Origin of the sequence: Pseudoalteromonas sp. BDTF-M6, from assembly GCF_018334135.1 — a bacterium.
GTDB lineage: Bacteria > Pseudomonadota > Gammaproteobacteria > Enterobacterales > Alteromonadaceae > Pseudoalteromonas.
On the sequence record NZ_JAGXTQ010000001.1, the window covers coordinates 245,959 to 270,677 of the forward strand.

Below are 24,719 nucleotides of genomic sequence, written 5' to 3' on the forward strand. Positions count from 1 at the left end.
AATTAAACTTGCTCGCCCACGGCGCTTGGGGCAAGCTAATGGCATGACTCCCTATTGTCCAAAGCTATGAGCAACACACTTTATATCACCGGGGCCGGCGTCAGTGCCGCCAGCGGTATTCCCACCTTTCGCGGTGAAGACGGCTTTTGGCGCATCGGCAGTAAAAATTATACGCCGATGGAAATGGCGACGCGGCGCATGTACCAAACGCGCCCGGATGAGTTTCTCGCCTGGTATTACCATCGATTTGCCAGTTATCGTGACCATGGTCCGAACGAGGTGCATTACTGGTTGGCGGATAAAAATCTGATCACTCAAAACATCGATGGTCTCGATGGCAAGGCCGGTAACCAGGACTACATTGCCATTCATGGTCGCCTGGATTTGATGACCGAATTTCACAATCAGGGCGAGCCGGTTGATAAACTAACTGCTCCCTGGGAGCAGGTGGATGAGTCGCGGCTAAGCCAATCCCTATTAGAGGTGTTTGCCATCCCAGAGCAGGGGCCGGTGCTGCATCGCTCGTTTAAGCCCTTTGTGTTGCTGTTTGATGAGTACTATACCGACCTGTACGGTATAGATGAGGCGCAGCGGCGCATGCTGGCGGCGGATCGCATGGTGTTTATGGGCACCTCTTTTAGTGTCAATATTACCCAGATGGCACTGGAGGTGGCGCGCAGCTTAGCCATTCCCATTGAGGTGGTCGACCCGCAGCCCACGCATATTCTGCACCCTAACGTCACTTATCATAAAATGACGGCCTTGGAATATATTCAAAAGCAGGGCTAGGGCGAGCCCAGGTTTTGGGCAAATAAAAACCCGGCTTTCGCCGGGTTTGGTAACATCACATTTGGGTGGTTAAACGCTTATTGATTCGCTTCTAACTCTTCACGGGTTTCGCGGATTTTCTCAATCAGCGCGTCAATCTGGTTTTTGGTTTCATCCGATAGCTCGCCGGCACCTTCTTTTGACTCATCCCAGGCCTTTTGCGCTAACTCTTTTGAGTCGGCCATCAGCTGGCTGAACTGAGTTTTGCCTTCTTCACTGGCCGCTGAGGCAAGCGCCTTGGTTTCAGCCATCAATTCATCAACTTTTTCAGAGAAGGATTCTTCCTGCAAGTTGTTGGCCGCTTCTTTTACTTCATCAACGGCGCTGTCCCAGGCAGCCACCACTTCTTCTTTGGCCTCTGCGGCGCTTTCTTTGGCTTTTTCGCTGCTGGTTTTGGCATCTTCACAGGCGCTTAGTACGAAGGCGCTGGCGAATAAGGTGATTACGGCAACTAGCTGTTTCATAACATTTTCCCTTTTTTGTATTACTAATGGGTTCATTATAGAACAAGAACTTAAATAGAGAATGAATGTTTTTACAGCTCGCACCGAAGCGGGGCACGGGCTTAGTGATTTCGCCCCGTTTTAGTACATCCAGAGTCCAGATAAAGGTGGTTTTAAGATGTAATCATATGATATTTAGGCTTAATTTAATTTGGCATCAAACCTGCGTGCAGAAAGTGTAAGCAATTGCAGCGAGGATTGAGTATGGCGATGAGTTACTTAAGCGTAATCGAGCGATATCGAGAACATTACGCCGATGTGGTGCCCTTATTGGAATCATTAATACATTCGCTGGTTGCCCAAAGCGATTGGCCGGGCAATGTGAATAAAGCGGTGGCGCAGGTATGCCGGTGCTATGGCTTTGCCGAGCTGGTGTATGTGCTAAATGCCCAAGGCATCCAGCTCAGTGCCAATATTCAAGCCGATGGTCATATTGCCCCGGGTCGGGGCGTCAATCGTGCCAGCAGGCCTTATTTTATCGCCATTGCAGACAATCAATCCGCCGTGGTGATGACCGAACCCTATATCTCTTTGGCATCGGGCAATTTGTGCGTCTCTGTATTAACAAGTTGTACCCTGGCAGAGCATAAGCAAGGTTACGCGGTTGTCGATGTTAACCTGGTTAAGCTTATTGAATATATCATGGGAGATCGCTCCCGCGGCCGCTTCAGTGGCGCATTTAAAGTCGGATACAGTGTGATTGTGGTGAGCCTATTTACCCTGGTTTTAGTTTTGGTTTATAACGTTGGCCTAGAGATAATGGATTTATTGGCCAACCTTAACAATGTGAGCGATCCGCTAAGGCCTTTCGGAATTATTATTTTTATCACCTTAGCTCTGTCGATATTTGACCTTGGGAAAACCATTTTAGAAGAAGAAATCTTAATGCATAAGGATATCTTCCGACATAGCTCTACCCGGCGCACCATCACCCGGTTTATCTCGACAATATTGATTGCCGTGTCCATCGAAGCCTTGCTAACCATGTTTAAAGCCTCTTTAGGGCAAGGTGAATTTACCATTCCCGCGTTATTGATGATGCTGAGTGTTATCGGCTTATTAATCGGTTTAGGGATTTATGTTTACCTCGGTGCCAAGGCCGAATTAATGCTGGTGGAGGCGCAGCAGCGGCGCTCAAAAGAGTAGGTTGTGCGATAAAAAGACAATGGGACAATGGCCCGTTTAGAGTCAAGATAGTCACGGGGAATTGGCCAAGCCTGGTATTCCCCGCGTTGTTAAGCCCTGATAGGATTTAGGTTATGAAACGAAGTCACCGGCGCGCTCGGGCTGATACAGGACTTCGGTAATTTTTACTTTTAAAGTGCCACCCGTGGGCTTAGGCCACTCTATTTCATCGCCCACTGCCAAACCAATCAGGGCACTGCCTGCCGGAGCAAGAATAGAGACCTTTTTGCCGCTGTTATCCATATCTTTTGGGTAAACGAGCGTCAGTTCGAACTCTTTACCCGCAGACTCGACATAAAACCTTACCGTCGAATTCATAGTGACCACCGCCTCCGGCATTTCTTTGGGCGGCACTACATTGGCCCGGTTTAACTCTTCCTCCAACAGCTCAAGGCCTGAGGCGTCGTTGTGCGGCAAAGACTCAATCAAGTTATAAAGGCGATCTAAATCCAAGGTGGAAATGGTGATGTCGGGTTTATTGTTCATTTTTATCAGCTAACAAATAAATGCCTAAAGGCACACACAGTATTTAGCCGAGTATATCTGCAAAATAAATAAAGCCAATGGTTATTTTTGCTGTTTTATTTAAGGGGGTTTATTAGGTTTTATGCAATATAAATTTTAATTGCAAGGCGGGGTAAAAATGATGTTGTACTTTTTACATGGCAAACCGGCTGGGAGCGCAAGGGAAACGGGGATTGCCATCTAAGGCCTCGTGGCCGGGAACGATGTGCTTACTGTGCAGGGATTCGGCTGCTTGAGCGAATGTGCTTAAGGTTTCCCATGTACACCCAGAGTAATCATGTGCTCCAACTACAAATTTAACAATACGCTTTATGTTTTCCAATGATAGAATCGCGCTCACTGCGTCTATTTTTGGTTTTATTAAATTTAGCTAATCATGTACGAAAACATTAGATACTCGTTAAACAACCTGAAGAACAACAAGCTGTTTGAGCTGGCCGTGGTGTCGGTGATCATTATTTCCGCCTTAGAGATAGGAGCAAAAACCTTTTCTTTGCCGGATGGCGCCATGTCCTTCACCAACATACTGGATGTATTCATCACAGTTTTCTTTTTGTTCGAAATATCGATCCGCTTTATCACCGATGAAGACAAGAAGAACTTCTTCAAAAAAGGCTGGAATATCTTCGATACCCTGGTTGTCGCCGTTAGCCTGCTCCCCATTAACGACAGTGAAATGGCCCTGTTAGCGCGCTTGGTCAGGGTGTTCCGGGTATTGCGTATGGTGTCGGTGGTACCTGAGCTTCGGGTGTTGATCAACTCACTTATTAAGGCCCTGCCGCAATTGGGCTATGTGATCCTGTTGATGTTTATCATCTTCTATATCTACGCCGCATTTGGCAGCTTTATCTTTAAGGACATTAACCCCGAATTATGGGGCGACATCGCCATCTCCATGCTGACCCTGTTCAGGATCATGACCTTCGAAGATTGGACGGATATTCAATACGAGACCATGGAAGTCTACCCCATGTCGTGGATTTTCTACCTGACGTTTATCTTCTTCACCGCCTTTGCCTTTTTAAACATGGTGATAGGCATTGTCGTCAACGTGATGGAAGACGAACACGCCAAGGTGCGTCAGGAAAAGGAAGCGGCGGACAATACCCCAACCATTGAAGACCTGCATAAGGAAATTCAAGAGCTAAAACAGCTCATAAAGGAGCAGGGCAAGGGACAAGGCAAGGAGCAAGGGTAAACGCTTTTATCTTGGTGGGTGTTTCATATCCACCAATCTAAATTATGACCAGCCATCGGATTGTAAACGAATAAATGCGTTGACCCGATGGCCGACTTTCGTCTCACTTTATCAGTTGCAGCGCACTTATAAACCTCCCTACACTTCACGATTGCTAACCTTAACTTTGCCTATCAATGTATTATGGTCGAAATTAGGCCGTAGGCTTTAGAAACTAATTGCACTTGATTGCGGCACTCAGATTTTCTGAGCAAGCTGCGAATATGAAATCGCACTGTAGCTTCACTAATAAAAAGGTGTTCGGCTAGTTGTTTTACCGAGTCTCCCTGCATTAGCCTTTGTAAAACGGGTAGTTCCGCTTTTGTTAGGTTAAAAGTATATGTCAACTGCTGCGCAGGCAATGCGTCGTTTAGAGGCGAGAGAATAAAGATAATACAACCGACAGGGTGCTTAAGCTGATCCATTTGTTGCTCTGTCGTGCGCCAAGGGAAACACAATACAGCCTTGCGAACGCCGTTTTCATAAAACGTCATCATTGCATCCTCCATGGTGTTATTCAGTACAAAGCGGATCATCTTATTGAGTTTATTCGTGTCCCTTATATTGGGCAAACGCACTCTGTATCCTTGTTTATCTGTATGGCTGCAGCACAAGTATTTATGCGCCCTGCTATTGCATTTCAGTAATGCCCCATGTCTTGAAAGTAGGATAGTCGCCGCCGAAACGTGCTCCAATGAGCTTAGTAGTGCATCGCTACACTGGCGGGCCCGGGCTAGTTTGCTGTTTATCATAAAAGCGCGTTTAAGGTGGGGTAACAGATTTTGCATCAAGGCCAATTCATGGTGTGAAAACAAGGGGTCTGCTGCGCTTCTAACCACCGACAACCAGCCTCGCTTATTTTCATCTTTATAAAACAAGCCGGCATTAAATATCTCGTACCCCAGCTGATGATAAAAGTGCCGGTAGGAATAAATATTCAGCAACTTTTCTCCCCTCCAGTAGTTTTGCGTCAATAGCACAGTGCCGGGCGGTATTTGTTCGAGCTGTTCTGTAAAGGTATCGCGGTGGGCAATATGCGTTTCGTAATATCGGGTATCGGCGAGACTGACTCCATTTGAGTAGACAAAAGGAAGGGTGTGCTCGGTTTTATTTTCTAACACCAAATTTACGCTGTGGCCACCGATAGCTTTTTGTACCGTCAAGGCGGCATTAGGCCAAAGGCGATGGTCTGTCGCCGCCGCATAAATGGCATCAATAATTGGCAGTATTCTTTCAACGCTCATGGTGCATTACCTTAGCGCTCTCAGACGATGCTAATCCTAAGCTTGAAAGCTGCATTTTCCGCAAAAATACCTAATACAAAAAGTGTAGCGTCAAAGTGAGAACTATCCATTTGGATAGGGTAATTTCACACGAATGAACCTAGCTTTTTATAGACCAACAGGGAAGTGTTCAAGTGCTTCCCAAGTTTTCCAAACAAAGGCGGCATATGATGAAATTCACGAGTGTTGGTGCAAGGTGTGCGGTAACTTATTGCGCCCGCCTTGGCACCTTTACTCAATAATACCTTCATTGATAGGAGTAAACATTATGACTATCAGTACCTTAACCAGCAGGCTAATGTGCCTGCTTTTAATGGTCCCCATGTTGGCGGTGGCCGGGCAGGCACTGGTCATTGACAGTGTTGAGCTTAGCGGCAGTGATAATGGCGATGGCAGCCATGCCCTGGTATGGCGGCTTACTGTTAGTAATCAAGGTGAACAGCAGTATACGGCCATCAGCCTGACGCCTCACCTCAGCGCCGCCATACCCGAACCGGCAACTAGTATTGATATAGGCACACTGGCTCCGGGCGCCAGGACCGAGTTTAGCTGGTCGTTTCAGGCGTTTTTACCCGCCGAGATACTAAAGCACGAGCCCCTGTTTATTGGCGTCACCTTTAGTGCGGCCGATGGTAGCACGCACAGTGTGAGCCAGGTGCTCGAACCCTGGAGGGCGCAACCATGAACGGCTTTAATACACACTTTCAGTACAACTTCTGCCGCTATTTTGCTTGTTTAAAGCCTGGGCTGGTAATGGCGGCGCTGGCGCTGTTGGGCTTGATATCGCTCAGTGCCTCGGCGCTCACCGAGCGGGTCAGCCAGAACGATGCCGGGATTGGGGGCAATGCTACCAGCTCTGCGTATGCTGCCGGGCAAAGCATCAGTGACGACGGCCGCTATGTGGTGTTTTCTTCTTATGCCACCAACCTGGTGGCCGATGACACCAATGGCTACATCGATATCTTTCTCTATGACAGAGACACAGACGTTATTAAGCGCATTAACCTGGCGCCGGACGGCAGTGAGGCCAATGAAAGTAGTTTTCACCCCAGCATCAGCGGGGATGGCCGTTACGTGGTTTATCGCTCTCATGCATCTAACCTGGTAGCGGGCAGAAGCTTTGGTACCTACTTATACGACAGGCAAACGGGAGTAACCGATTATATCGCCTATGGAGATACGCCGTCTATCAGCGTTGACGGTCGCTTTATCGCTACCAGCGACGGCTATGTGTATGACAGGCAAAACGCCACGCAAGAGCCATTTTGTATAAATTCGAGTGGAGCCTTTGTAGGTGGTTGCTACTGGCCCGCCATAAGCCGTAACGGGCACTTTGTGGTGTTCGAATCTTATGCCAACAATCTGGTGACCAATGATAATAACGGTACCTTGGATGTGTTTATTCGGGATCTGCAGTTGGGGGTGACCGAACGTATCAGTGTTGCTAGTGATGCCAGTGAAGGGAATCTAGGTTCCTACAGAGGAAAGGTCAGTGACGATGGCCGTTTTGTGGCGTTTTTTTCCCGTGCCACTAACCTGGTGGCGAATGACTCCAATAGCAACTGGGATGTGTTCGTTCGTGACCGGCTCAACGGCACCACAGAACTGGTGAGCAAGGCCAGTGACGGAACCTTTGGCAATAGCTATTCGGTACTCCCCACGCTCAGTGGCAATGGTCGTTATATTGCATTTCGTTCGGGTAGTAACAATCTGGTTGCCGGCGCCTTTGGTACTCAGGTATACCTGCATGACAGGCAAACCGGCGAGACAGAGCTGGCCAGCATCAATAACTCGGGCGTTGCGGCAAACAATACGAGTGATACACCTTCCCTGAGCGGCGATGGCCGCTATCTGGTATTTTCTTCCTATGCCTCCAACCTGGCGGATAACGACTTACCGGGTTGGGACGTGTTTGTACGCGAGCTGGATGTGTCGCTCGATAGCGACCAAGATGGTGTGCTGGATGCCTCGGACAATTGCCCGGATATGGCCAATGCGGATCAAGCCGATAACGACGGAGACGGCCTGGGTGATGTTTGTGATGATGACGACGATAACGACAATCTGCTTGATGGGGAAGATAACTGTCCCTACAGCGCCAACAGCAATCAGCTTGATGCGGATAATGATGGCTTAGGTGATGTGTGTGATGCAGATATGGACGGTGATACGGTTGTCAATGAACTGGATAATTGCCCCGCCATCCCCAACTCGGAACAGGTGGATACCGACGGTGACAGCACCGGCGATGCCTGTGATACGGATGACGACGACGACGGTGTGTTGGATACGGTGGACAACTGTCCCATAAATGCGAACGTTGGGCAGGAAGATCTCGACATGGACGGTATAGGCGATGCCTGCGATGCCGACCTAGACGGCGACTTGGTGGCGAATGACAGCGACAATTGCCCGCTTATGGCCAATGTGGATCAGGCCGATAATGATGCAGACGGAGAAGGCGATGCCTGCGACGCAGATGATGACAACGATACCATTGAGGATAGCGCTGATAACTGTCCACTTATCGCCAATATTGATCAGAGCGATAACGATAGTGACGGAGCGGGTGATGCCTGTGACCCGGATGACGACAATGACGGTGTAGCTGATGACCTAGACAATTGTCCGTTTAGTGCCAATGCCACGCAGGATGACACCGATGGCGATAACAGTGGCGATGCCTGTGATACCGATGATGACAACGACGGTGTGTTGGATGGCTCGGATAACTGCCCCTTAATGAGCAACCCGGATCAATCCGATCTGGATGGCGATGGTAAAGGCGATGTATGTGATGCCGACTTTGATGGTGACGGCACAGCCAATGAAGTTGATAACTGCCCAGCGATAGCCAACTCTAGTCAATCGGATAACGATGACGATGGCGTAGGTGATGCCTGTGACCCGGATGATGACAACGACACCGTGCTAGACGAAACAGACAACTGCCCCTTGGTGGAAAATCTGAATCAGCTCGACAGTGATGGCGATGGTTTAGGCAATGCCTGTGATATGGATGATGACAACGACACTGTGTACGACGATACGGATAACTGCCCACTCATTGCCAATACCGATCAGGCTGACTTCGATGGCGACGGACTTGGTGATGTGTGCGACCCGGATCGTGATAATGACGGTGTGGTCAATGGTGACGACATGTGTCCGAATACCGCAGGTGCAGTGGTTGACGGCGAAACCGGTTGCTCAATTGCCCAATATTGCCCCTGTGAGGGGGCCATGGGACAAACCTCATGGCGCAATCACGGTAAGTTTGTATCCTGCACAGCGAAAACAGCAGAAAACTTCGTGGCAATGGGCCTGATCACGGATGCAGAAAAAGACGCGATAGTGTCGGCGGCGGCCGCTTCTTCTTGCGGTTCTAAAAAGTAGTGATTAGCCGCATACAATAATGAATAAAGCCGGTGCGTAAATACGCCCGGCTTTATTTTAATAAGAGAGAAGACAGAAGCAAATTTGTCACTACCTGAATTCCAGCCAATAAACTACATTGTTAGGCAGCTGATGGTGTTATCTATTGGTGTTATTGGGAGCTTAAACTTGAATCCCCAAAGCTAAGCACGGTTTCCGTTTTTCTCATTACTTGGCTCTTGCTAGGTTTTGTGTTGTTATTCTATTACTCTCTGTTGTTATCAGCTTGTATGTATGGTGGTGGCAGTGGATCAGTCGCCCTTAATTATTATTTACTAAGCTAGTTCTATGATGAAAGCTATCGAGCATTACCTGGTGCTTGGGAGAGTTCCCCTCATGATTTTGAGGCCAAATATATTACTGGTTGTTGTCGTGCTCGGTTATTGCCTGGGGTTTGCCTCTAGTGCCAGCGCAGCCTTAACTTTAAAAGCCGAGCGCCAACACCATGTCAATGCAAGCACCTTCAATGTGGCAGATGGTCTATCCGCCAACTCGCTACAAGATATGGAGTTTGATCAGTTCTCCAGGTTGTGGATAGCAACGCAAGACGGCTTAAATATGCTTGATGCCAATCAAGTTATCGCCTTTGGTCCCACGCATATGGAGAGAGGGCTAAAGGGCAGTTACATTCATGAGCTCTTATTCGATAACAAGAGAGGTTTGTGGGTGTTGTCAAACCATGGGATCGAACGTTTGGATACGGTGGATTTTTCAGTCGTTGATGTCAGCCCAGAACTTCCGCAGGCTCAAGATTTTAAAAGTTTAATTCAGTGGGATAACCAGCACATAGCTGTGCTTGCGGATAATCAACTGGTTTTGATAGATACAAAAAACTTTAGTGTTGTTAAGGCTCCCGATTCACTTGGCCCGGTGAATAACCAAATAGAAATTAATGGCCGGGTGTTACTACAAAAAGAGAATGGGTTTAGCTGGGTTGAGCCTAAAACCTTTGCATTAACACCCGCCTATCCAGCCCCGGATAAGCGCAGGGTGATTAGTTATACAGTCGATAGTAATCATTTTCTTTGGGCTGTTTCCTTGGGAGGAAATATACACAGATGTGACGAACATCAATGTGAATCGGTGAATTTGGTCACCAAGGATGGGCAAGTCGCCTCCGCAGGTCGGATGGTCGCACATAAGGATCAACTCTTCATAGTAAGTAGCGAGGGCTTATTTGTTGTTAGCGCCGATCTGAGCGATGTTCGGGTCTTAACCACAGATAATCAGAAAAACCTTTTCATCAAGCGCCTTCGTTTTCTTCGCCTGTTTCTCAGTGATAATGGCGATATACTGATAGGCGCAATGGATGGGCTCTACCACTTTCCTTCGAGCTATGACGCAATTTCAAGCTACTCTAATTTTGACAGTATGTTCGGTGAATAGCCGTTGTCGGTGGCTGTTCTTCAAGCTGATCCGGAGCCTCGCCTTGTGGTGGCAGGGTCTTCCAATTTACTTTATTTTCATGAGGATCAGGGGGAACTTAGGTTACTTGAGCGCAGAAGTTATCCAGAGAGCTTTGAGCCCGTCCATTTTATCGATAATTCCTCGCATTTGTTTTTAAACTCGTATCACTCAGGAACCTTATACCATGAGAACGGGCAATGGCTTGGCTTAGGGTCGCTGATGCCTGAATTGGCAGAAGAAAAAACTCCTTTATCGGATATATACGAACTCACCTCGGGCGACCTCTTGCTTCTCTATCTCGATGAATTGATTCTTATGAAAAAGAGGGGCGATCAGTATTTCATTCAATGGCGCACCTCACTTCCGGTAGAGGTTGCCTACAATGTAACCGTGATGGCAAACACCATTTTTGTTGCAGCTTTCAACAATGGTTTGCTGGCAGCCAATTGGCACGATGAGCAAGCGCCAGAAAGTTGGCAAACCTTAGTCAGTGGAAAAATTTTAGCGGGCATGCAACAGATTGATAATAGCTTGGTGATGCTGACAGGTCAGGGTTTGTTTCGGATAAATGCAACCGAACAGGGGTTTGAAGAAGCGGAAATTGAAGACAATCATTTGCTGATCAATAAAGTGACACTGTGTATGGCGCCTTATATGCAAGAAGACTGGATAGTATCAACCAATAATGGCGTGGCGATATTTGATAGCAAGCTTTCTCTACAAGACTATTTAATCATGGATGACGGCCTGAGCCATCGTGAAAGCTTTCAATTTGGTTGTACAAGGATAAATAACAGCACTGTGAACGTTGGCTTCAATGGGGTAACGGTATTTCACGATAAATTGCTAAGCAAGCCACGGCCGCACTTGAGTTTGGTGAGTTCAAAGGTTGATGGCGAGCCCTTCACTATGAATGGCGAAGAGCAGCAATTTACCGCGCCCGATATATTGGCATTTAAAACAGCACTGAGTTTTACGTCTCTCAACGACAATACCGTTATCGAATATGCGCTAAACACAGAAGCGGGTGAGTGGACCAGGCAAGAGGAAACCTTGGTGACTTTGCCCTCCTTATCATCCGGTACATATCAACTCTTTGTTCGAGCTCGTTTAGATAACGGTGTACTCAGTGATACGCTTAAATTTCAGTTTAAAGTTAAACCGCCAGTGTGGCTGCAACCGCCAGCGATAATATTCTATACATTTACTTTTACGGCATTTGTTATTTGGGTGTATAGCCTGGTCATGCGCAGTAAATTGGAGCGACTCAAGTATCTGGAAAAGCAAAAAACCTTACAAGACGCTTACACCAAAGAGCTGCAATATCAAATTAAGCAAACGACCGAAGAATTAGAGCAAAAGCAGCGGCTGCGAATAAAGGAACAGCAGGATAAGGCAAGGTTTATTACAGGAGCCAGCCATGATATTAGAAACTTGGTGAGTTTATTGAAACTTGATGTTTTCAGGGGCTCATCGAAGGGAGAGAGTGCGATACCCAGTAGTGCCCATATGGGAAGTGTAGTAGAGAGCTTGGATCAGCTTACGGCAAATATTGTGCAACTATCAAAGCTTGATGCAGGGAGCATAGAACCCGTTGAAGAACAGGTTGCCTTGGGCAGTATCTTGAAATCCGTCGAGAATATGTTTTCACCTTTGTGTAAATCCAAAAACCTAGTATTAAAAGTGAGCAGTGCGCCTGATAAACTCGTGCAAACGGACTCACATCTGCTGCTCAGACTTATAAATAACCTGGTGGATAATGCCATTAAAAACACCCCAGAAAATGGAGAGGTATGTGTCAGTGCTACATGTTTGGGCGATGTGTGTCATATCCTCGTTAAAGACAATGGCCCCGGCTTACCCGAAGGGATCTGCCTCGATAACATAGTGCCATTTTCCAGAGGAACTCATTCCTACACGGGCAGTGGGTTAGGGCTCTCAGTGGTCAGTAAAATTGCCGAGCTGTTAAACATTCCCTTGCACTATCGCAGCGCTAAGCCCCATGGCGCCATTTTTGAATTGGCGCTTAAAACAGTCAAGCCAACAGATATCTTTGAACATACGCAGCAATCGCCATCGATAAAGCTGGCACTCGTTGAAGATGACCCGCAACAATTAAACTGGCTTGCAAACACTTTGAGAGCAATGAATTATGAGGTTCATTGTTTTACAGGTGCTGACGAGTTACTCGCCACGGCTGGGGCGCAGTTTTGGGCAATCATCTCAGATGTTGATTTAGCACAGGCAAAAGATGGTATAGATTATCTCGAAGAATATCAGCAAAAGCTGACAGAGCAGGGTATTGTTGTGTATGTTTCTGGTAACGCCAACGCTAAGTCACGGTTGGGCAAAGACACAGGTGTCTACTTTATGAAAAAACCCATAAAGTGTAAAAAGCTAGAACAACTTTTAATCAGAGGTTTAAAGCAATGAGTCGTTTTCAGGTTGTAATTGCAGATGACCACCCCCTTTTTATTTTTGCGCTAGAGCAGAAAATAAAAGCGATATGACCTGATGTTGTTATCCACAGCGCTAATAGCTACCAGCAACTATTTCGTATTTTAAGTGAAAAAGAAGAAGACCTAGATTTAACAATTGTTGATTTATCAATGCCCGGGTGCGTCGGTATAGAGGGAGCCAAGTATATTGCGGATAACTACCCCGCATTACCTCTTATTATTATCAGTGCCCACGATGATTTTCAGAGCATGAATGAGTGCCTAAAAGCAGGTGCTTCTGAGTTTGTATCAAAAACAGAAATTGACACAGATATAGTAAAATTGATTGCCAAGTATTTGGCGGATGATCAAGCTGATATAGCAAAAAAGCTAGAGTCGCCCTCAGGTTCTGGTAATTTACCCCTATTTACTCGACAACAACACAAAGTGATGGCTTTGATTGCTTCTGGCCTGAGTAACAAAGCGATCGCCAATCAGCTCAACATTTCCGAAAAAACCGTTCGTTCCCACGCTTATACGATATTTAAGCTGCTGGAGGTTGAGAACCGCACTCAAGCTACAGTTAAGTACCAACAGCTCCTTAATCAATAATCTCGTCTCAATTTCCTTACCGTAGGCCGCCTTCATTTTAAGTGCGGCTTCTACGCTCTATGTTTATTTCTTAAATTACAATTAATTCATAAAATTCAGATAGCTAAGCTTCTTATCCGTCTTTTTTTGAGTCAAATGACTTAAGTCCAGAGACTCAGAAAATTGGGTTATCTGTTCAATATTTTAATTTTTTGTAAACCCGTACACTGGGTCCATAGCAGTAAGGGTTTGGAGTGTCACCTATAGGATTAAGCTCCGTATTCTTACTGAGGTCGCATGAGCTTTATTCTCAAACAATAAACAAATGTTGAGATTATAAAGCTCAAGCGTAGTGACTCATAAAATAAAGTTCAAATAGGGGGACTCAATGGTCCAAAAAAATCTAAAAGTAATCACAATGGCGCTGTTGGCCGGTATGTTGTCAACGGGTTGTACTTTGGTAGGTGAACATAAGATGACAGGTGGCGGCACCATGGCCTCGGCTGGTGGCGACAAAAAAGCAACTTTCACTTTTAACGTCGAACGTTGTGATGGTGAAAATGCTAAGGGTCAGGTGAATTTTGTTGACCAAACTGCAATTGATTTTGAAAGTGTGGGCGGTGTAAACCTGCGTGCAAAAATAGATGACTTTGGTTTTTGCCAATTAACAGATGATCTCGAAGTGGGTGAGGAAGTGTATTTGTGTAACTGTGGGGATCAATTCGAAGCGTCATTTAGTTATGAGTCTAAAAATCCGCAAGCGCCAGGTGAAGGTACAGGTTTTGCGTGCTTTTTAGATACCGGTGAAGGTAAAGGTAACTTCCACGGTATGGTAACGGCGATGAACTTGGTAGATGGACCTTATGACGGTTATACAAACCTAGGCACGATGAATGGCAACATTCAGTCACACAGCTGTCCTGATAAAAACAAAGACGAAGAATAAGGAGTTCCCCAGATGCAAAATAAAAGTTTAATCGCTCTATTGGTAGCAACCGCTTTTTCGGCAAATGCTGAGCTTATTGATAATCCAGGCGCAACCGCAGACCGCGATGTACGCGTAGTGTTCGAATACCACCAGGGCAATAAAGCTAAGCTGGTATCGGCAATCGAGGATGCTGGTGGCCTGGTTATTCGTGAGTTGGACAGCGACAATTCGTTTGCGGCTACCATCAACGCTGATGTGTTCGCACAAATTAAAGATAATAAGGCCATTAAGTCTGCAGAGTTTGATGCAAAACGTTACGCGATACCGCAAATGGAAGATGCCAGCGCCAACTTCGAAGACTACACACCATATGGCTTGGCCATGGTACAGGCTGACCAGTTAAAATATTTAGGCGGTATAAAGGTGTGTGTGGTCGACACGGGTTATGACTTAGGCCACGGTGACCTGCCTTCATCAACGGTAGATGGTGACAGCGAAGGAGCTGGTCCTTGGTATCAAGATGGTCACGGTCACGGTACTCACGTAGCTGGCACTATTGCGGGTGTAGATGGCAATGGCGGCTTGACTGGCGTGATAGGTTCAGGTGCCCCTGAGTTACACATTGTTCGTGTATTTGACGACTTTGGTGGTTATGTTTATGCCTCTGATCTTGCCGATGCGGTTAACGACTGTGCTGATGCCGGCGCAAAGGTAATCAACATGAGTCTCGGTGGTGCCTTCGCAACAAAAGTAGAAGAGAGAGCTTTCGCCCGTATCGAGCGCTCTGGCGTGCTAGCCATCGCCGCCGCCGGTAATGACAGAAATGCAACCCATAATTATCCGGCATCTTATGATAGCGTAGTGTCAGTGGCCGCCATCGATAAGAATATGGAATGGGCGTTCTTCTCGCAAAGAACGGCAAAAATTGAAGTAGCGGCGCCGGGTGTCGGGGTTGTTTCTACCGTCCCAAGAGATGCAGAAGGCCAAGATTTATATGCGAGTTATTCTGGCACCTCGATGGCCAGTCCACACGTAGCGGGTGTAGCCGCACTTGTATGGAGTCATTTCCCGCACTGTAACAACTATGAAATTCGTAATGCCTTATCTGCCTCGGCTAAAGACTTAGGTGAGCAAGGGCGTGATTACAAATTTGGTTATGGTCTGGTGCAAGCAAAAGCTGCTCACGATTATTTAACTGAAAATAACTGTGATGGCCGCGGCGTGAAGTAACAGCCTGCCCGATTCTGCGCATTCATTAACGATAGTTATTAGACTGACGGGCAAATAGGTGGATGCGCAGCTTCTTACAGGGAAGTAGGATTTATCAGCTAGTTCAATTCTGGTTCCCAACCTCATTCAAGCTCCTTATTTAAGGAGCTTTTTTATTGCCTGAACTCCCGGAAAATTTGTCACCACCCAAATTCTAGGCAATAAAAAACCCCGTGCTTGTCAGCACAGGGTTTCTTTATTGGTGGAGCTGGGGGGATTTGAACCCCCGTGCAATGCACTAATTTACTGGGTTGAAGAATTGCTTGTGTAGTGGATGTGTAGTTAATGCTCGTGAAGACTCTAACTGGATTATTACTTTAAAAAGTATCTTACTTACCCATTTAAAATCAGATTTATTCGAGTAGAGCTAACAAAGAGTGGTAAGGCACTTTTTAGGGCTAGCTGTTTAATGAGGTTGAAAACACCCTTCTGAAATTGCCTGTCCAAAAGGTGGGTTTTCTATATTACTTTGACTTCTTCATTAGTAGTTCGATGCCTTCCCTTGGATCAATTCCCAGGACTTCGCATATACGAACGTACTCCATTACATCAAGCTTACGCTCAAATGTTTCTATTTTACTGATATAGCTGTGTGAGGGCAGCGATAACCTTTCTGCTAATTCGGGTTGTGATAGTCCCTTGAACTTACGCTCTGCGATCATCCAACCGATTAACTTTCTGTAATTAGGATCAAAAATTGTTTTCATAGTTGAAAACGATACGATCTTTATTAAAATGTCCGAGATTCGGACAAATGACCGAATTAATTAAAACTAAAAGAAACTGAGGAAATAAATGAAAACACAAGGACTAGCTACATTGGCAGTTGCAGTTGTCTCTACATTAATGACAGGCTGCGCATCGGTTAATAATGCATCTACTGAAAAGCAGAAAAGTATTGAGCTTTACCGCGTCTTTGATATTCAAACAGCGGGTGGCCGAGATGTGGTTGTAGAAGCTGCGAGTGACGGTCTTGGGGCAAACGTGCAATCTGCAAATGAATCCCGTCCAATAGTTATGGGAGAAAAGCCTGCAAAACCTGGTCGTTTTAAGCCAGTTGACGGTACTAAGGGGATGGGGCAAGCAGGCGGCATGATGGCCTTTGCGATGCAGATGAATGCGTCTTTAGGGAATATGCTAAAAACGGCTGAGTGTGATGGTGCAGTGTGGACAGCAACGGCACAAAAAAATGTATCAAATGCGTTTGATATGTCTTTTAACCTATGTCTTTGGGAATACCAGCAAGGGTATGCATTGGACGTCTATGCGAACTACACCAAGCAAGAAGGTGGTGGCTTCTTAGGTATGGACGGCCTAGCGCGCCAGGCGGCATATGCGATTTCCGGTTCGCCGGAAGAATGGGCTGAAAAAACAGTTCTAGATGTTGTGCGTAAGATTAAAGAAGAAGCTGGAGGTAGTGTTAAATTTGTGGAAGGTTACCCTAAAATGAACTCCACCCCATGGCAGGATTCAGGTGAAGTATTCAACGCGCAAGGGTACCTTGCTCCAGCTCCTGTTACGGCTGACTAGAGGATCATGGCAATGATTAAAAAGTTACTGGTCGTAGGCTTTTGTACTTCTTTGGTCGCGTGTGGTGGCCCTGGCAGCTCAGATATTGAAGGTGCTTTAAATGCACAATTAAAAGAGTCTAAATCTTTTCAAGCTATGGCAGGCAAGGATGATGGCTGTCCAAGCTATGCTGAGGAGCTCTCACGAGCCTCCTATACACGGCAACAGAGTTGTAGATTGTGGTACTCACAAGTAGAAGATGTGGACGTAGACAAGTGTGTTGAGGAGAGGAACGGGAACTATTCGTGTAAGTTTAGTTTAGTGTTTGCCTCACAGCGTTACGGAAACTTTTCCACCAGTATTGAAAGTACTTTTGCGGAAACAGCGAGTGGTTGGAAGGAAGTTCAGTAGGCTGGATTAATTTTCTAAACCCAGTTGAAATTCAGGCCATCCGACTGGGTGGCCTTTTTATTGTAAGGTCTTCCGGAAAATTAGTTTTTAATTCGTCATGCATGTGCCGAAGAGTTGCTATTCGAAATACCTGCAGCGGATTGCGCTGAATATTACATTATAAAAAAAGCCAGCTAGGAGCTGGCTCAAAGATTGTTATGATTCAAAAAGTGTTTTGATGGGGGCATTAAAAAGGTAGTAGTAATGCGCCATTTGTCCGCTTTTTAAAACATAATTCTGTATTTGCGATGTGTACTGCTTAAGTGCAAAGAAATGCCCTGGTAGAAACACGTTTGTAATTGGCCTCAGCTTAGACGGTAAGCGTTGTAACACTTGCTCTGAGACGACAATAAACTCCGCCTGAGCAATGTAGTTTCTTACGTAGTAAATACACTCATCACCTTCCTCTAGCAGCGCAATAAAGTCCTCGTCATTTGATAGAGCAGGGCGCTCTTGAATCAGTTCTATCACATTTGTATAGGTCATTTTGTCCTCCAAGTTTTTTGATGTCCTCAGAAGTAACTAAATTCCTCAACGGGAGAATTTTGCTGTTGGTGTTTCTATGTATTGTTATCAGTAATTCAGAAGGAATATTTATGAAACACCGATTCATTAATGCTGCGGTAGTTGAGTGTTATCTCAGATCCGTCAGTGAAGGTTTTAGATATGCGTATGACAGCTTTTGTGATATGCGCATGACCGAAGATAACTTTGATGTGGATAAAGTGATTTTTAAGCATTTTTCAAACCAGGGGTTTGCATATGAACAGCTGCCATTACTTAGGGCAATACTGACAGCCATTTTCGCAAACTATAGCCAGACAGACTTTCCTGACCCCGATGCACATCTTGAATTTCCTGAACCAGATTTTGATGAATTTTATGAAGAGGAGGATGAAGAGGATGAGCAGGTGCAGTTGACTCTGCCTTTTGAGTGGTAGTGTTTTTTTTTGGGGAAGTCTTTGTAGGCTTCTCCAGAATTTATGTGAAGCCCATAGTTTTTGAACTAGAATTATGATTAATGGAATGTACATTGGTGTATGGAAGGATTCATACGATGCCTCATAACTCCGGCTCTCATAAGTTACTACTCTCAATCTATAACATCTTAATCATTTGCCTGTATTTATTTGGCTGTGGCTTTTTGCTTTATGCATTTATGGCTGCTTCTTAAGCGCAGGCATCGTTATATTCCCCCTCAGTTGGCCCTTTTTATCTTCGAGTACAAAACAGGAGATAAATAATGAGCCATGAAATTCAATTCGTTAAAAAATATAGCCGAGAGAGTAAAAGCCCATTTGATGATGCGTCAACATCACTGTGGTTAGCTAACGTAGTTAGTGAGCCCGATGAAGCATTAACATTAGACTATTCTCGTTATATTTATGCTCACCGAGATGCATGTGGCCGAATAATTGGGATTAGCATCAGTAAGTCTATGGTTGCTGAACATCCAGATATTGACAGCCAGTACCTGTCGGGTGTGCCTATGCTCGCTGTGTTACTTTTCTATATTGATGAAATAGAGGCGTTTTGCGAACACTGGGCAGACGAATTCGAATCATTTTTCCTGCTGCCACCTGATCTGTTTTTTGAAATAGCTCAGTGGCGATGGAATGCAATCGTTGTAAACGATGATAGCTAATTGAAGCGACTCGAAAGAGTCGCTTTTTAGCGGCGGATTAGAATACTCTATGTCTTTCATGTGTAACATTGTTTCGTCTAAAAGAAATTTTTAAATCTGTAAGTTAACAATCAAAACATGAGGTAACTTTACCTATAATTTGCTAATTTATTGAGGCTTAGTATTGCGACGGAAAGGTATGTGACCGTTAAATATACTGATAAGGATGGCAGAAAGCCGATGTGCTTTCTGCCATTCATTTACTAAATATTACATACAAATAAACAGGTTTTAATGTTTACCGCATGAAGATTGTGCAGCATTGGAAATCAAAAATTTTCTTCTGCTTTTGTCAATTAAACCTCTGAGAACGAACTCATTAGTTACAGCTGATATTAGTGATATGTACTGACCATGGTTGCGCCAATGCTCTGTGCTACCTCTGGGCCCTGAACAAGGGACCAACTGGGTGATAGAGCATCCATTGGTTGGATCAACGACCTCAAACTGTGGGGTCAGCGGACATAGATCTACGTAATCGGTAACACTATCGTTATCATCGTCTGTATCACAAGCGTCACCGAGCCCATTGTTATCAAAATCAATTTGATTTGGATTGTAAACTGCAGGGCAATTATCAGCCTCATCTTCAATGCCGTCATTATCATCATCCAAATCACAAAGATCCCCGACTCCATCATTGTCTAAATCAAATTGCTCTGGGTTTGCGATATTGGGGCAATTATCTTGAGCATTAAGGTGGCCGTCATCATCTTTATCGGAGTCACAAGCATCACCCACTCCATCGCTATCTAGATCTAGCTGTTCACTGTTAGGAACTTCGGGGCAATTATCCGTTAAGTTTGCAACACCATCGCCATCAAGATCCTCATCACAAAGGTCCCCAACACCATTGTTATCAAGATCTGATTGATTAGCATTCGAAATCAAAGGGCAATTATCAAGTTCATCGTTAATGTTATCGTTATCATCATCCGAATCACAGGCGTTCCCCATGGCATCACCATCATTATTCTGTTGGTTTGAATTTTCCACCAAAGGACAATTGTCATTGCTATCGACGATGCCATCGTTATCGTCGTCCGGATCACAAGCATCTCCTATCGCGTCACTATCATTGTCAGATTGATCTTGGTTGGCTTCATTAGGACAATTATCATTGTCGTCATAGATTCCATCATCATCGTCATCTAAATCACAGGCATTACCGCTGCCATCAAAATCACTATCGCTTTGAGATTGGTTAGGTATGCCTGGACAGTTATCACTTGAATTATTCACTCCGTCACCATCCAGATCCATATCACAGATATCCCCGATACCATCATTATCAAGGTCATCCTGATTAGGATTAGGGGTAATGGGGCAATTATCATTTAAATCAAGCACATTGTCGTTGTCATCATCTGGATCACAAAGATCACCCATTAGATCATCATCGTTATTAGACTGACTTGGGTTGATTATAGTTGGACAATTATCGACTAAATCATCTATACCATCGCCATCACCATCATTATCACACTGATCGCCTTGCCCATCATTATCCCGATCTAGTTGATCTGGATTACTGTCAAATTGACAGTTATCACTAATATCAATAATGCCATCGTTATCGTCATCGGGATCGCACTCATCACCTATAGTATCCAAGTCATTATCTAGCTGATCAAAATTTGTAACTAAAGGGCAGTTATCCAACTCGTTGTTAAGTCCGTCATTGTCGTTATCAACATCACAGGCATTACCTATTCCGTCGAAGTCACTATCTATTTGGTCGGGATTGTTTACGCTTGGACAATTATCTACACCATTCGCAATACCATCGCCATCGTCATCGTTAGTACTTTCCTTTAAATCAAAAACATAAACAGCACCAGAGTTACCAGCTTGGGTATCATCATAAATATCAGCTCCCATGATACTATTGCCGGATATAGCTAGTGCCGTACCGAAATTTTGTGTTTCTGAAGGCTGTAACTGTTGGATTCTAAGCCACTGGTTAGTATCATCTTGAAGATAGAGGTCTGCAGTTCCTCTTGGTACTGACCCAAAAGTGTTACCACCAATTAGTACAACACCACTTTCTGTTGCCACAGCGCGACCAAAATTACTGGTTTCATCAAAATTTTCGCTAAGTAGTTTAACCTCATGCTGCCAAATACCACCATTACGACGGTAGATATAGGAAGACCCTGCAGTTTGACGAATAGTTTTATCTAGTGGTGCCCCTATTACTGCTACATCACCATCTAGCCCCACACTGTGACCGAACCCTAGTGAGCTTGAATCAGTAAGATCTTGAGGAACAATAACTTGTTGTAATTCCCAATTATTTAAGGCATTCAAAACAAACACATAAACACCTCCCGGACCAACTGTAGTTTTACCTGGCTCATTTAGTTTCCATGTTCCCACTAAAATAGTCCCGTTATCTATCACAATTGAGCGTTCGCCATAACCAAATGACAATTGCGGTTCTTCTGGAGCAGGGGTTAATATTGTTGGGAGCTCCCAACTATCAGCGATTCTTTTATAAACATAAGCTGCTCCCGTTATTGCCCCTGAGCCATTTCCTAATAAATATTGGGGGGCTCCAACTACTATGGTATTACCTTGGATAGCGACAGAACTACCCAGTTGCTGAGCTCGACCACTTGCGAATCCCAACAGCTTATCCTGTAGCATCCAGTCACCTTGCTCATCGCGGATAAACACATAAGCTGCTCCATCTTGATATCTCAAAGTCGTTTCTAATGGGGCTCCAACTACAACCGTATGACCAGATATTGCAACAGATTGTCCGAAGCAGATAGCGCTTTCTAATGTGTTGGGTATAAGGGTTGCCTCATATTGCCAGATGCCATCGTTATTACGATGATATATGTAAGCTTTCCCGCCATCCTCACCAGCAGCGCAGTTTTGATTAGCACCAATTACTGCAAGGTTGCCATCAATCGAAATAGAGCTTCCAAAATAATCAAAGTAGGCACCATCTTGAGCTAAGATTTTTTGGCCTTCAAGCGCGGTTAATGCGAATGTACTAGGTATGAAAAGTAGTATTAAAATTGCTATAAGCAACTGCTTAGGCAATGAGTAATAAGAAGTAGATAGTTGCATAGGTATCTCCCAGGATAAAAATACATATGATTATGTCGGTACCCAAGGAGTGAAAGAAAAATAAAAGCACATCCCACAAAAATAATATTTTGAGCAGGATTATTATTTCATTATGCTCCTTGTCTTTTATTAGCCAGCAAGCTTCGTTGAGGCGGTACCTAGGTTTGATGTAAATAGTTCGGTATCAAGAACCAATATCCATACGTGTGGTGCGCACCTTAAGCTTTGCAACTTTTAAGTAGAAGTGCAGTAGGTTTTCTAGCAACAAGCAGGCAGCATGATCATAGATAAGTAGGCGGCATAAGCAATGTAAGTTCCCACTACAACTAGTTGAAGAGTGATTTTCCAAAGAATAGTTCATGGAAAAAAAACTTCCAATCTTAGTTAGAGAATTATTGGTGTCGATTCAGGGAACCTAGGAGCAGTTACCTATAACGTAGTATATGCTCTAACTAGGAGAGTGGTACGCAAAATGGTTAAGTTGCATACCAAAATCAAAATTTCCATCAGAGGCAAGTGTGTCAGGGGCAGTTTTGAAGATAACTTCAGAGCGGAGCTACTCTTTCGCAAGAACAGTTAGCAAAGTATGCCCACGCCCTGAGGTTTCCCCAACAAGAAAGCCATTTTATTGTCTGACATCAATCAAACTTTTCCGCCCATTTTTTATATTCTTTTGATTTCAAAAAGTCTTCAAAGATTAAGCCTTTTTCCAAATCTGAGGGCGTTACTGGGATTTGATCCTTATTTTCATCGAGCAACTTCACCAATGCTTTAAAGTTTTTGTTGATTAAGGTCAGAATCATATCAATATGCAGCGGGTGCATGTCATATTCATCAAGTAGAAGTTGACGAAATTGCCTGACCTGCTTTTTATTTCCCAGCAGCGAATGCACTTGAGTAACTAAGAAAGCGCTCTGTTGATCCTTGTATTTATTGTAGTACTGCTCGGAATACGCCAAGGCTTGCTCATAACCTTTGGTGTCAATTAATATTTTAACCAACGCAGAATAGGTTTTCTCAGTGGGTTTGTATGCATGCTGCATTTTTGCATACACCAAGGCTTGCTCATAATTTTTGGAGCTAATGAGTATATTAATCAAGTCCGAATAGGTTCTCTCAGTGGGTGTGTTTTCATGCTGCATTTTGGCGTAGCGCAGGGCGGATTGATAATCACCTGACTCCCTGTAAGATTTTATCAGGTGGCGAATAATCTCTTCTGTGAGGCCAAAATTGCTTTCAACAATAGACAGCGCTTTACTCATCTTCTGATAGTCATTTTCATCCCAATACCAGGGCAACAGCCGCAATGCGGTATAAATACTTTCGCCATAGACTTGTTCAACTGTCTTGGCGGTACTTGCATAGTGGCGTTGTTGGAGTGCGAAATTTCTTAGGCCCTCTTGGCGAGTATCAATCCCAAGCTGCGCGAGGGTTTTATATTTAAGCGCTAGCATAAGTGGCGATACCCTGACGCTCGGAGATAACATATCGAAGCCGGCCATAACTTCTTTCCATTCCTCGCGAGCACCGTGCTCCCAAATACTTTGGAAAATCGCCCAATCTTCATCGGACACTTTTGCCGGTGATACAAACCTTTGCAGTAAAGCCTTACTGGGGTTGCTGGTAAAATACAAATCGTAGGCTATCCAGGTTGAATAAGTTAGGGCGTCATGTGCAATCACCACGTCGGCAACACGAGGGTCGTCTTTATTCTGAGACAATTCAAGCAAATAGAAATTACCAATAGGCTCGCGCTCACTGCCCAGCCTATCTTCCACAACAATTACCGGCCCATTAAAGTCGCCGAAGGTCCCCTTGCCCAAGGCACTAAAACTAATCTCGTATTCCCCAGCGTTGTTTACCTCTAACACTATACCGGGATACTGACTGAACCATTGGGCAAAATGATCAGCGACTTTTTGTCGGGTCTCAGGATCGTCGGTGACAATCATAGCCACCTTTGCACTTAAGGCTGGCAGGTCTACCTTATCCTTAGGTACTCCCCATGCACTAAAACCGAGAAAATCCACCAACCCTTCATCGGATTTATTATTTGCAAAAGCTGTGTGGGGAAACAGAATAAGAAAAAGTAAAAGCGCGCGACCAAAAAAAGGGGACATAGCAAAACTCCATTTACATGTTCAATTCACGTTGATTCGATGGCAATACAAAAGTCTCATCTTAAAGCACAAGGTGTAAAAATGCCATTAGAAATACGGAGCCTTGCAACACCGTGATATTTTGAAACAGTTAAGCAGTAAGCCAGATGCCAATAAATATTAGGCTATGGCTTTGAATGGCCTGACAGTTTAACTATTAGCTGCTGGAGTCATCTATACTCGCTACTTTGGTGACGGCGTTAATGC

General features: G+C 44.9%; 21 protein-coding genes. 14 read left to right on the forward strand and 7 right to left on the reverse strand.

The window, feature by feature from the left end; all coding sequences use genetic code 11:
• Window positions 1-66 precede the first annotated feature (66 nt).
• A complete protein-coding gene (locus KD147_RS01085) occupies window positions 67-789 on the forward strand; it encodes an SIR2 family NAD-dependent protein deacylase (RefSeq protein ID WP_212546588.1) in 723 nt (240 codons plus the stop codon).
• A 77-nt stretch (window positions 790-866) separates the two neighbouring features.
• On the opposite strand, the gene KD147_RS01090 is transcribed toward KD147_RS01085, so the two are convergent.
• Complete coding sequence (locus KD147_RS01090; RefSeq protein ID WP_212546589.1) at window positions 867-1,292, reverse strand: hypothetical protein; 426 nt, start codon at window positions 1,290-1,292, stop codon at window positions 867-869.
• A 249-nt stretch (window positions 1,293-1,541) separates the two neighbouring features.
• Between KD147_RS01090 and KD147_RS01095 the strand changes: the two genes are divergently transcribed.
• Window positions 1,542-2,477, forward strand: coding sequence for a PDC sensor domain-containing protein (locus tag KD147_RS01095; protein ID WP_502710215.1), 936 nt, complete (start codon window positions 1,542-1,544; stop codon window positions 2,475-2,477).
• Between the two features lie 111 nt (window positions 2,478-2,588).
• Here KD147_RS01095 and rnk read toward each other — a convergent pair whose 3' ends face one another.
• Window positions 2,589-3,002: a nucleoside diphosphate kinase regulator gene (rnk, locus tag KD147_RS01100; protein WP_212546591.1), complete on the reverse strand. Its 414-nt coding sequence runs from the start codon at window positions 3,000-3,002 to the stop codon at window positions 2,589-2,591.
• Between the two features lie 415 nt (window positions 3,003-3,417).
• On the opposite strand from rnk, the gene KD147_RS01105 reads away from it, so the two are divergent.
• Window positions 3,418-4,239 carry an ion transporter gene (locus KD147_RS01105; protein WP_212546592.1) on the forward strand — a complete coding sequence of 274 codons (822 nt, stop codon included), beginning with the start codon at window positions 3,418-3,420 and terminating at the stop codon, window positions 4,237-4,239.
• Window positions 4,240-4,412: 173 nt separating this feature from the next.
• Here the strand turns inward: KD147_RS01105 and KD147_RS01110 are convergent, their stop codons facing one another.
• Window positions 4,413-5,522: a response regulator transcription factor gene (locus KD147_RS01110; RefSeq protein ID WP_212546593.1), complete on the reverse strand. Its 1,110-nt coding sequence runs from the start codon at window positions 5,520-5,522 to the stop codon at window positions 4,413-4,415.
• Window positions 5,523-5,829: 307 nt separating this feature from the next.
• On the opposite strand from KD147_RS01110, the gene KD147_RS01115 reads away from it, so the two are divergent.
• The 7 genes from KD147_RS01115 to KD147_RS01170 all read left to right on the forward strand — a co-directional run bounded on the left by KD147_RS01115 (window position 5,830) and on the right by KD147_RS01170 (window position 15,590).
• Window positions 5,830-6,246 (forward strand): hypothetical protein, encoded by a 417-nt coding sequence (locus KD147_RS01115; RefSeq protein ID WP_212546594.1) that lies wholly within the window; start codon window positions 5,830-5,832, stop codon window positions 6,244-6,246.
• A complete protein-coding gene (locus KD147_RS16760) occupies window positions 6,243-8,957 on the forward strand; it encodes a thrombospondin type 3 repeat-containing protein (RefSeq protein ID WP_249318865.1) in 2,715 nt (904 codons plus the stop codon). Before KD147_RS01115 ends, KD147_RS16760 begins: the two co-directional genes overlap by 4 nt.
• A 327-nt stretch (window positions 8,958-9,284) precedes the next feature.
• A complete protein-coding gene (locus KD147_RS01150) occupies window positions 9,285-10,382 on the forward strand; it encodes a ligand-binding sensor domain-containing protein (protein ID WP_212546595.1) in 1,098 nt (365 codons plus the stop codon).
• A gap of 9 nt (window positions 10,383-10,391) precedes the next feature.
• Window positions 10,392-12,836 (forward strand): hybrid sensor histidine kinase/response regulator, encoded by a 2,445-nt coding sequence (locus KD147_RS16975; protein ID WP_212546596.1) that lies wholly within the window; start codon window positions 10,392-10,394, stop codon window positions 12,834-12,836.
• Window positions 12,837-12,925: 89 nt separating this feature from the next.
• The gene (locus tag KD147_RS16980) at window positions 12,926-13,453 is read left to right on the forward strand and encodes a LuxR C-terminal-related transcriptional regulator (RefSeq protein ID WP_349304666.1); all 528 of its coding nucleotides are present in this window, start codon (window positions 12,926-12,928) and stop codon (window positions 13,451-13,453) included.
• Between the two features lie 367 nt (window positions 13,454-13,820).
• The gene (locus tag KD147_RS01165; RefSeq protein WP_105212995.1) at window positions 13,821-14,378 is read left to right on the forward strand and encodes a hypothetical protein; all 558 of its coding nucleotides are present in this window, start codon (window positions 13,821-13,823) and stop codon (window positions 14,376-14,378) included.
• A 12-nt stretch (window positions 14,379-14,390) separates the two neighbouring features.
• A complete protein-coding gene (locus KD147_RS01170; RefSeq protein ID WP_212546598.1) occupies window positions 14,391-15,590 on the forward strand; it encodes a S8 family peptidase in 1,200 nt (399 codons plus the stop codon).
• A gap of 503 nt (window positions 15,591-16,093) precedes the next feature.
• Here the strand turns inward: KD147_RS01170 and KD147_RS17040 are convergent.
• A complete protein-coding gene (locus KD147_RS17040) occupies window positions 16,094-16,336 on the reverse strand; it encodes a helix-turn-helix domain-containing protein (protein ID WP_105212993.1) in 243 nt (80 codons plus the stop codon).
• Between the two features lie 88 nt (window positions 16,337-16,424).
• Between KD147_RS17040 and KD147_RS01180 the strand changes: the two genes are divergently transcribed.
• Window positions 16,425-17,159: a hypothetical protein gene (locus KD147_RS01180; protein WP_212546599.1), complete on the forward strand. Its 735-nt coding sequence runs from the start codon at window positions 16,425-16,427 to the stop codon at window positions 17,157-17,159.
• Between the two features lie 12 nt (window positions 17,160-17,171).
• Entirely contained in the window at window positions 17,172-17,549 is a 378-nt protein-coding gene (locus KD147_RS01185; protein WP_212546600.1) for a hypothetical protein, read from the forward strand.
• Between the two features lie 195 nt (window positions 17,550-17,744).
• On the opposite strand, the gene KD147_RS01190 is transcribed toward KD147_RS01185, so the two are convergent.
• Entirely contained in the window at window positions 17,745-18,074 is a 330-nt protein-coding gene (locus KD147_RS01190; RefSeq protein ID WP_212546601.1) for a hypothetical protein, read from the reverse strand.
• A gap of 20 nt (window positions 18,075-18,094) precedes the next feature.
• Here KD147_RS01190 and KD147_RS01195 point away from each other — a divergent pair, with 20 nt between their 5' ends.
• Complete coding sequence (locus KD147_RS01195) at window positions 18,095-18,529, forward strand: hypothetical protein (RefSeq protein ID WP_212546602.1); 435 nt, start codon at window positions 18,095-18,097, stop codon at window positions 18,527-18,529.
• Window positions 18,530-18,831: 302 nt separating this feature from the next.
• Complete coding sequence (locus tag KD147_RS01200; RefSeq protein ID WP_212546603.1) at window positions 18,832-19,233, forward strand: hypothetical protein; 402 nt, start codon at window positions 18,832-18,834, stop codon at window positions 19,231-19,233.
• A gap of 270 nt (window positions 19,234-19,503) precedes the next feature.
• Here KD147_RS01200 and KD147_RS01205 read toward each other — a convergent pair whose 3' ends face one another.
• Both KD147_RS01205 and KD147_RS01210 read right to left on the reverse strand, forming a co-directional pair.
• Entirely contained in the window at window positions 19,504-22,353 is a 2,850-nt protein-coding gene (locus KD147_RS01205; RefSeq protein WP_212546604.1) for a thrombospondin type 3 repeat-containing protein, read from the reverse strand.
• 638 nt (window positions 22,354-22,991) lie between these two features.
• Window positions 22,992-24,473, reverse strand: coding sequence for a tetratricopeptide repeat protein (locus KD147_RS01210; protein ID WP_212546605.1), 1,482 nt, complete (start codon window positions 24,471-24,473; stop codon window positions 22,992-22,994).
• Window positions 24,474-24,719 lie beyond the last annotated feature (246 nt).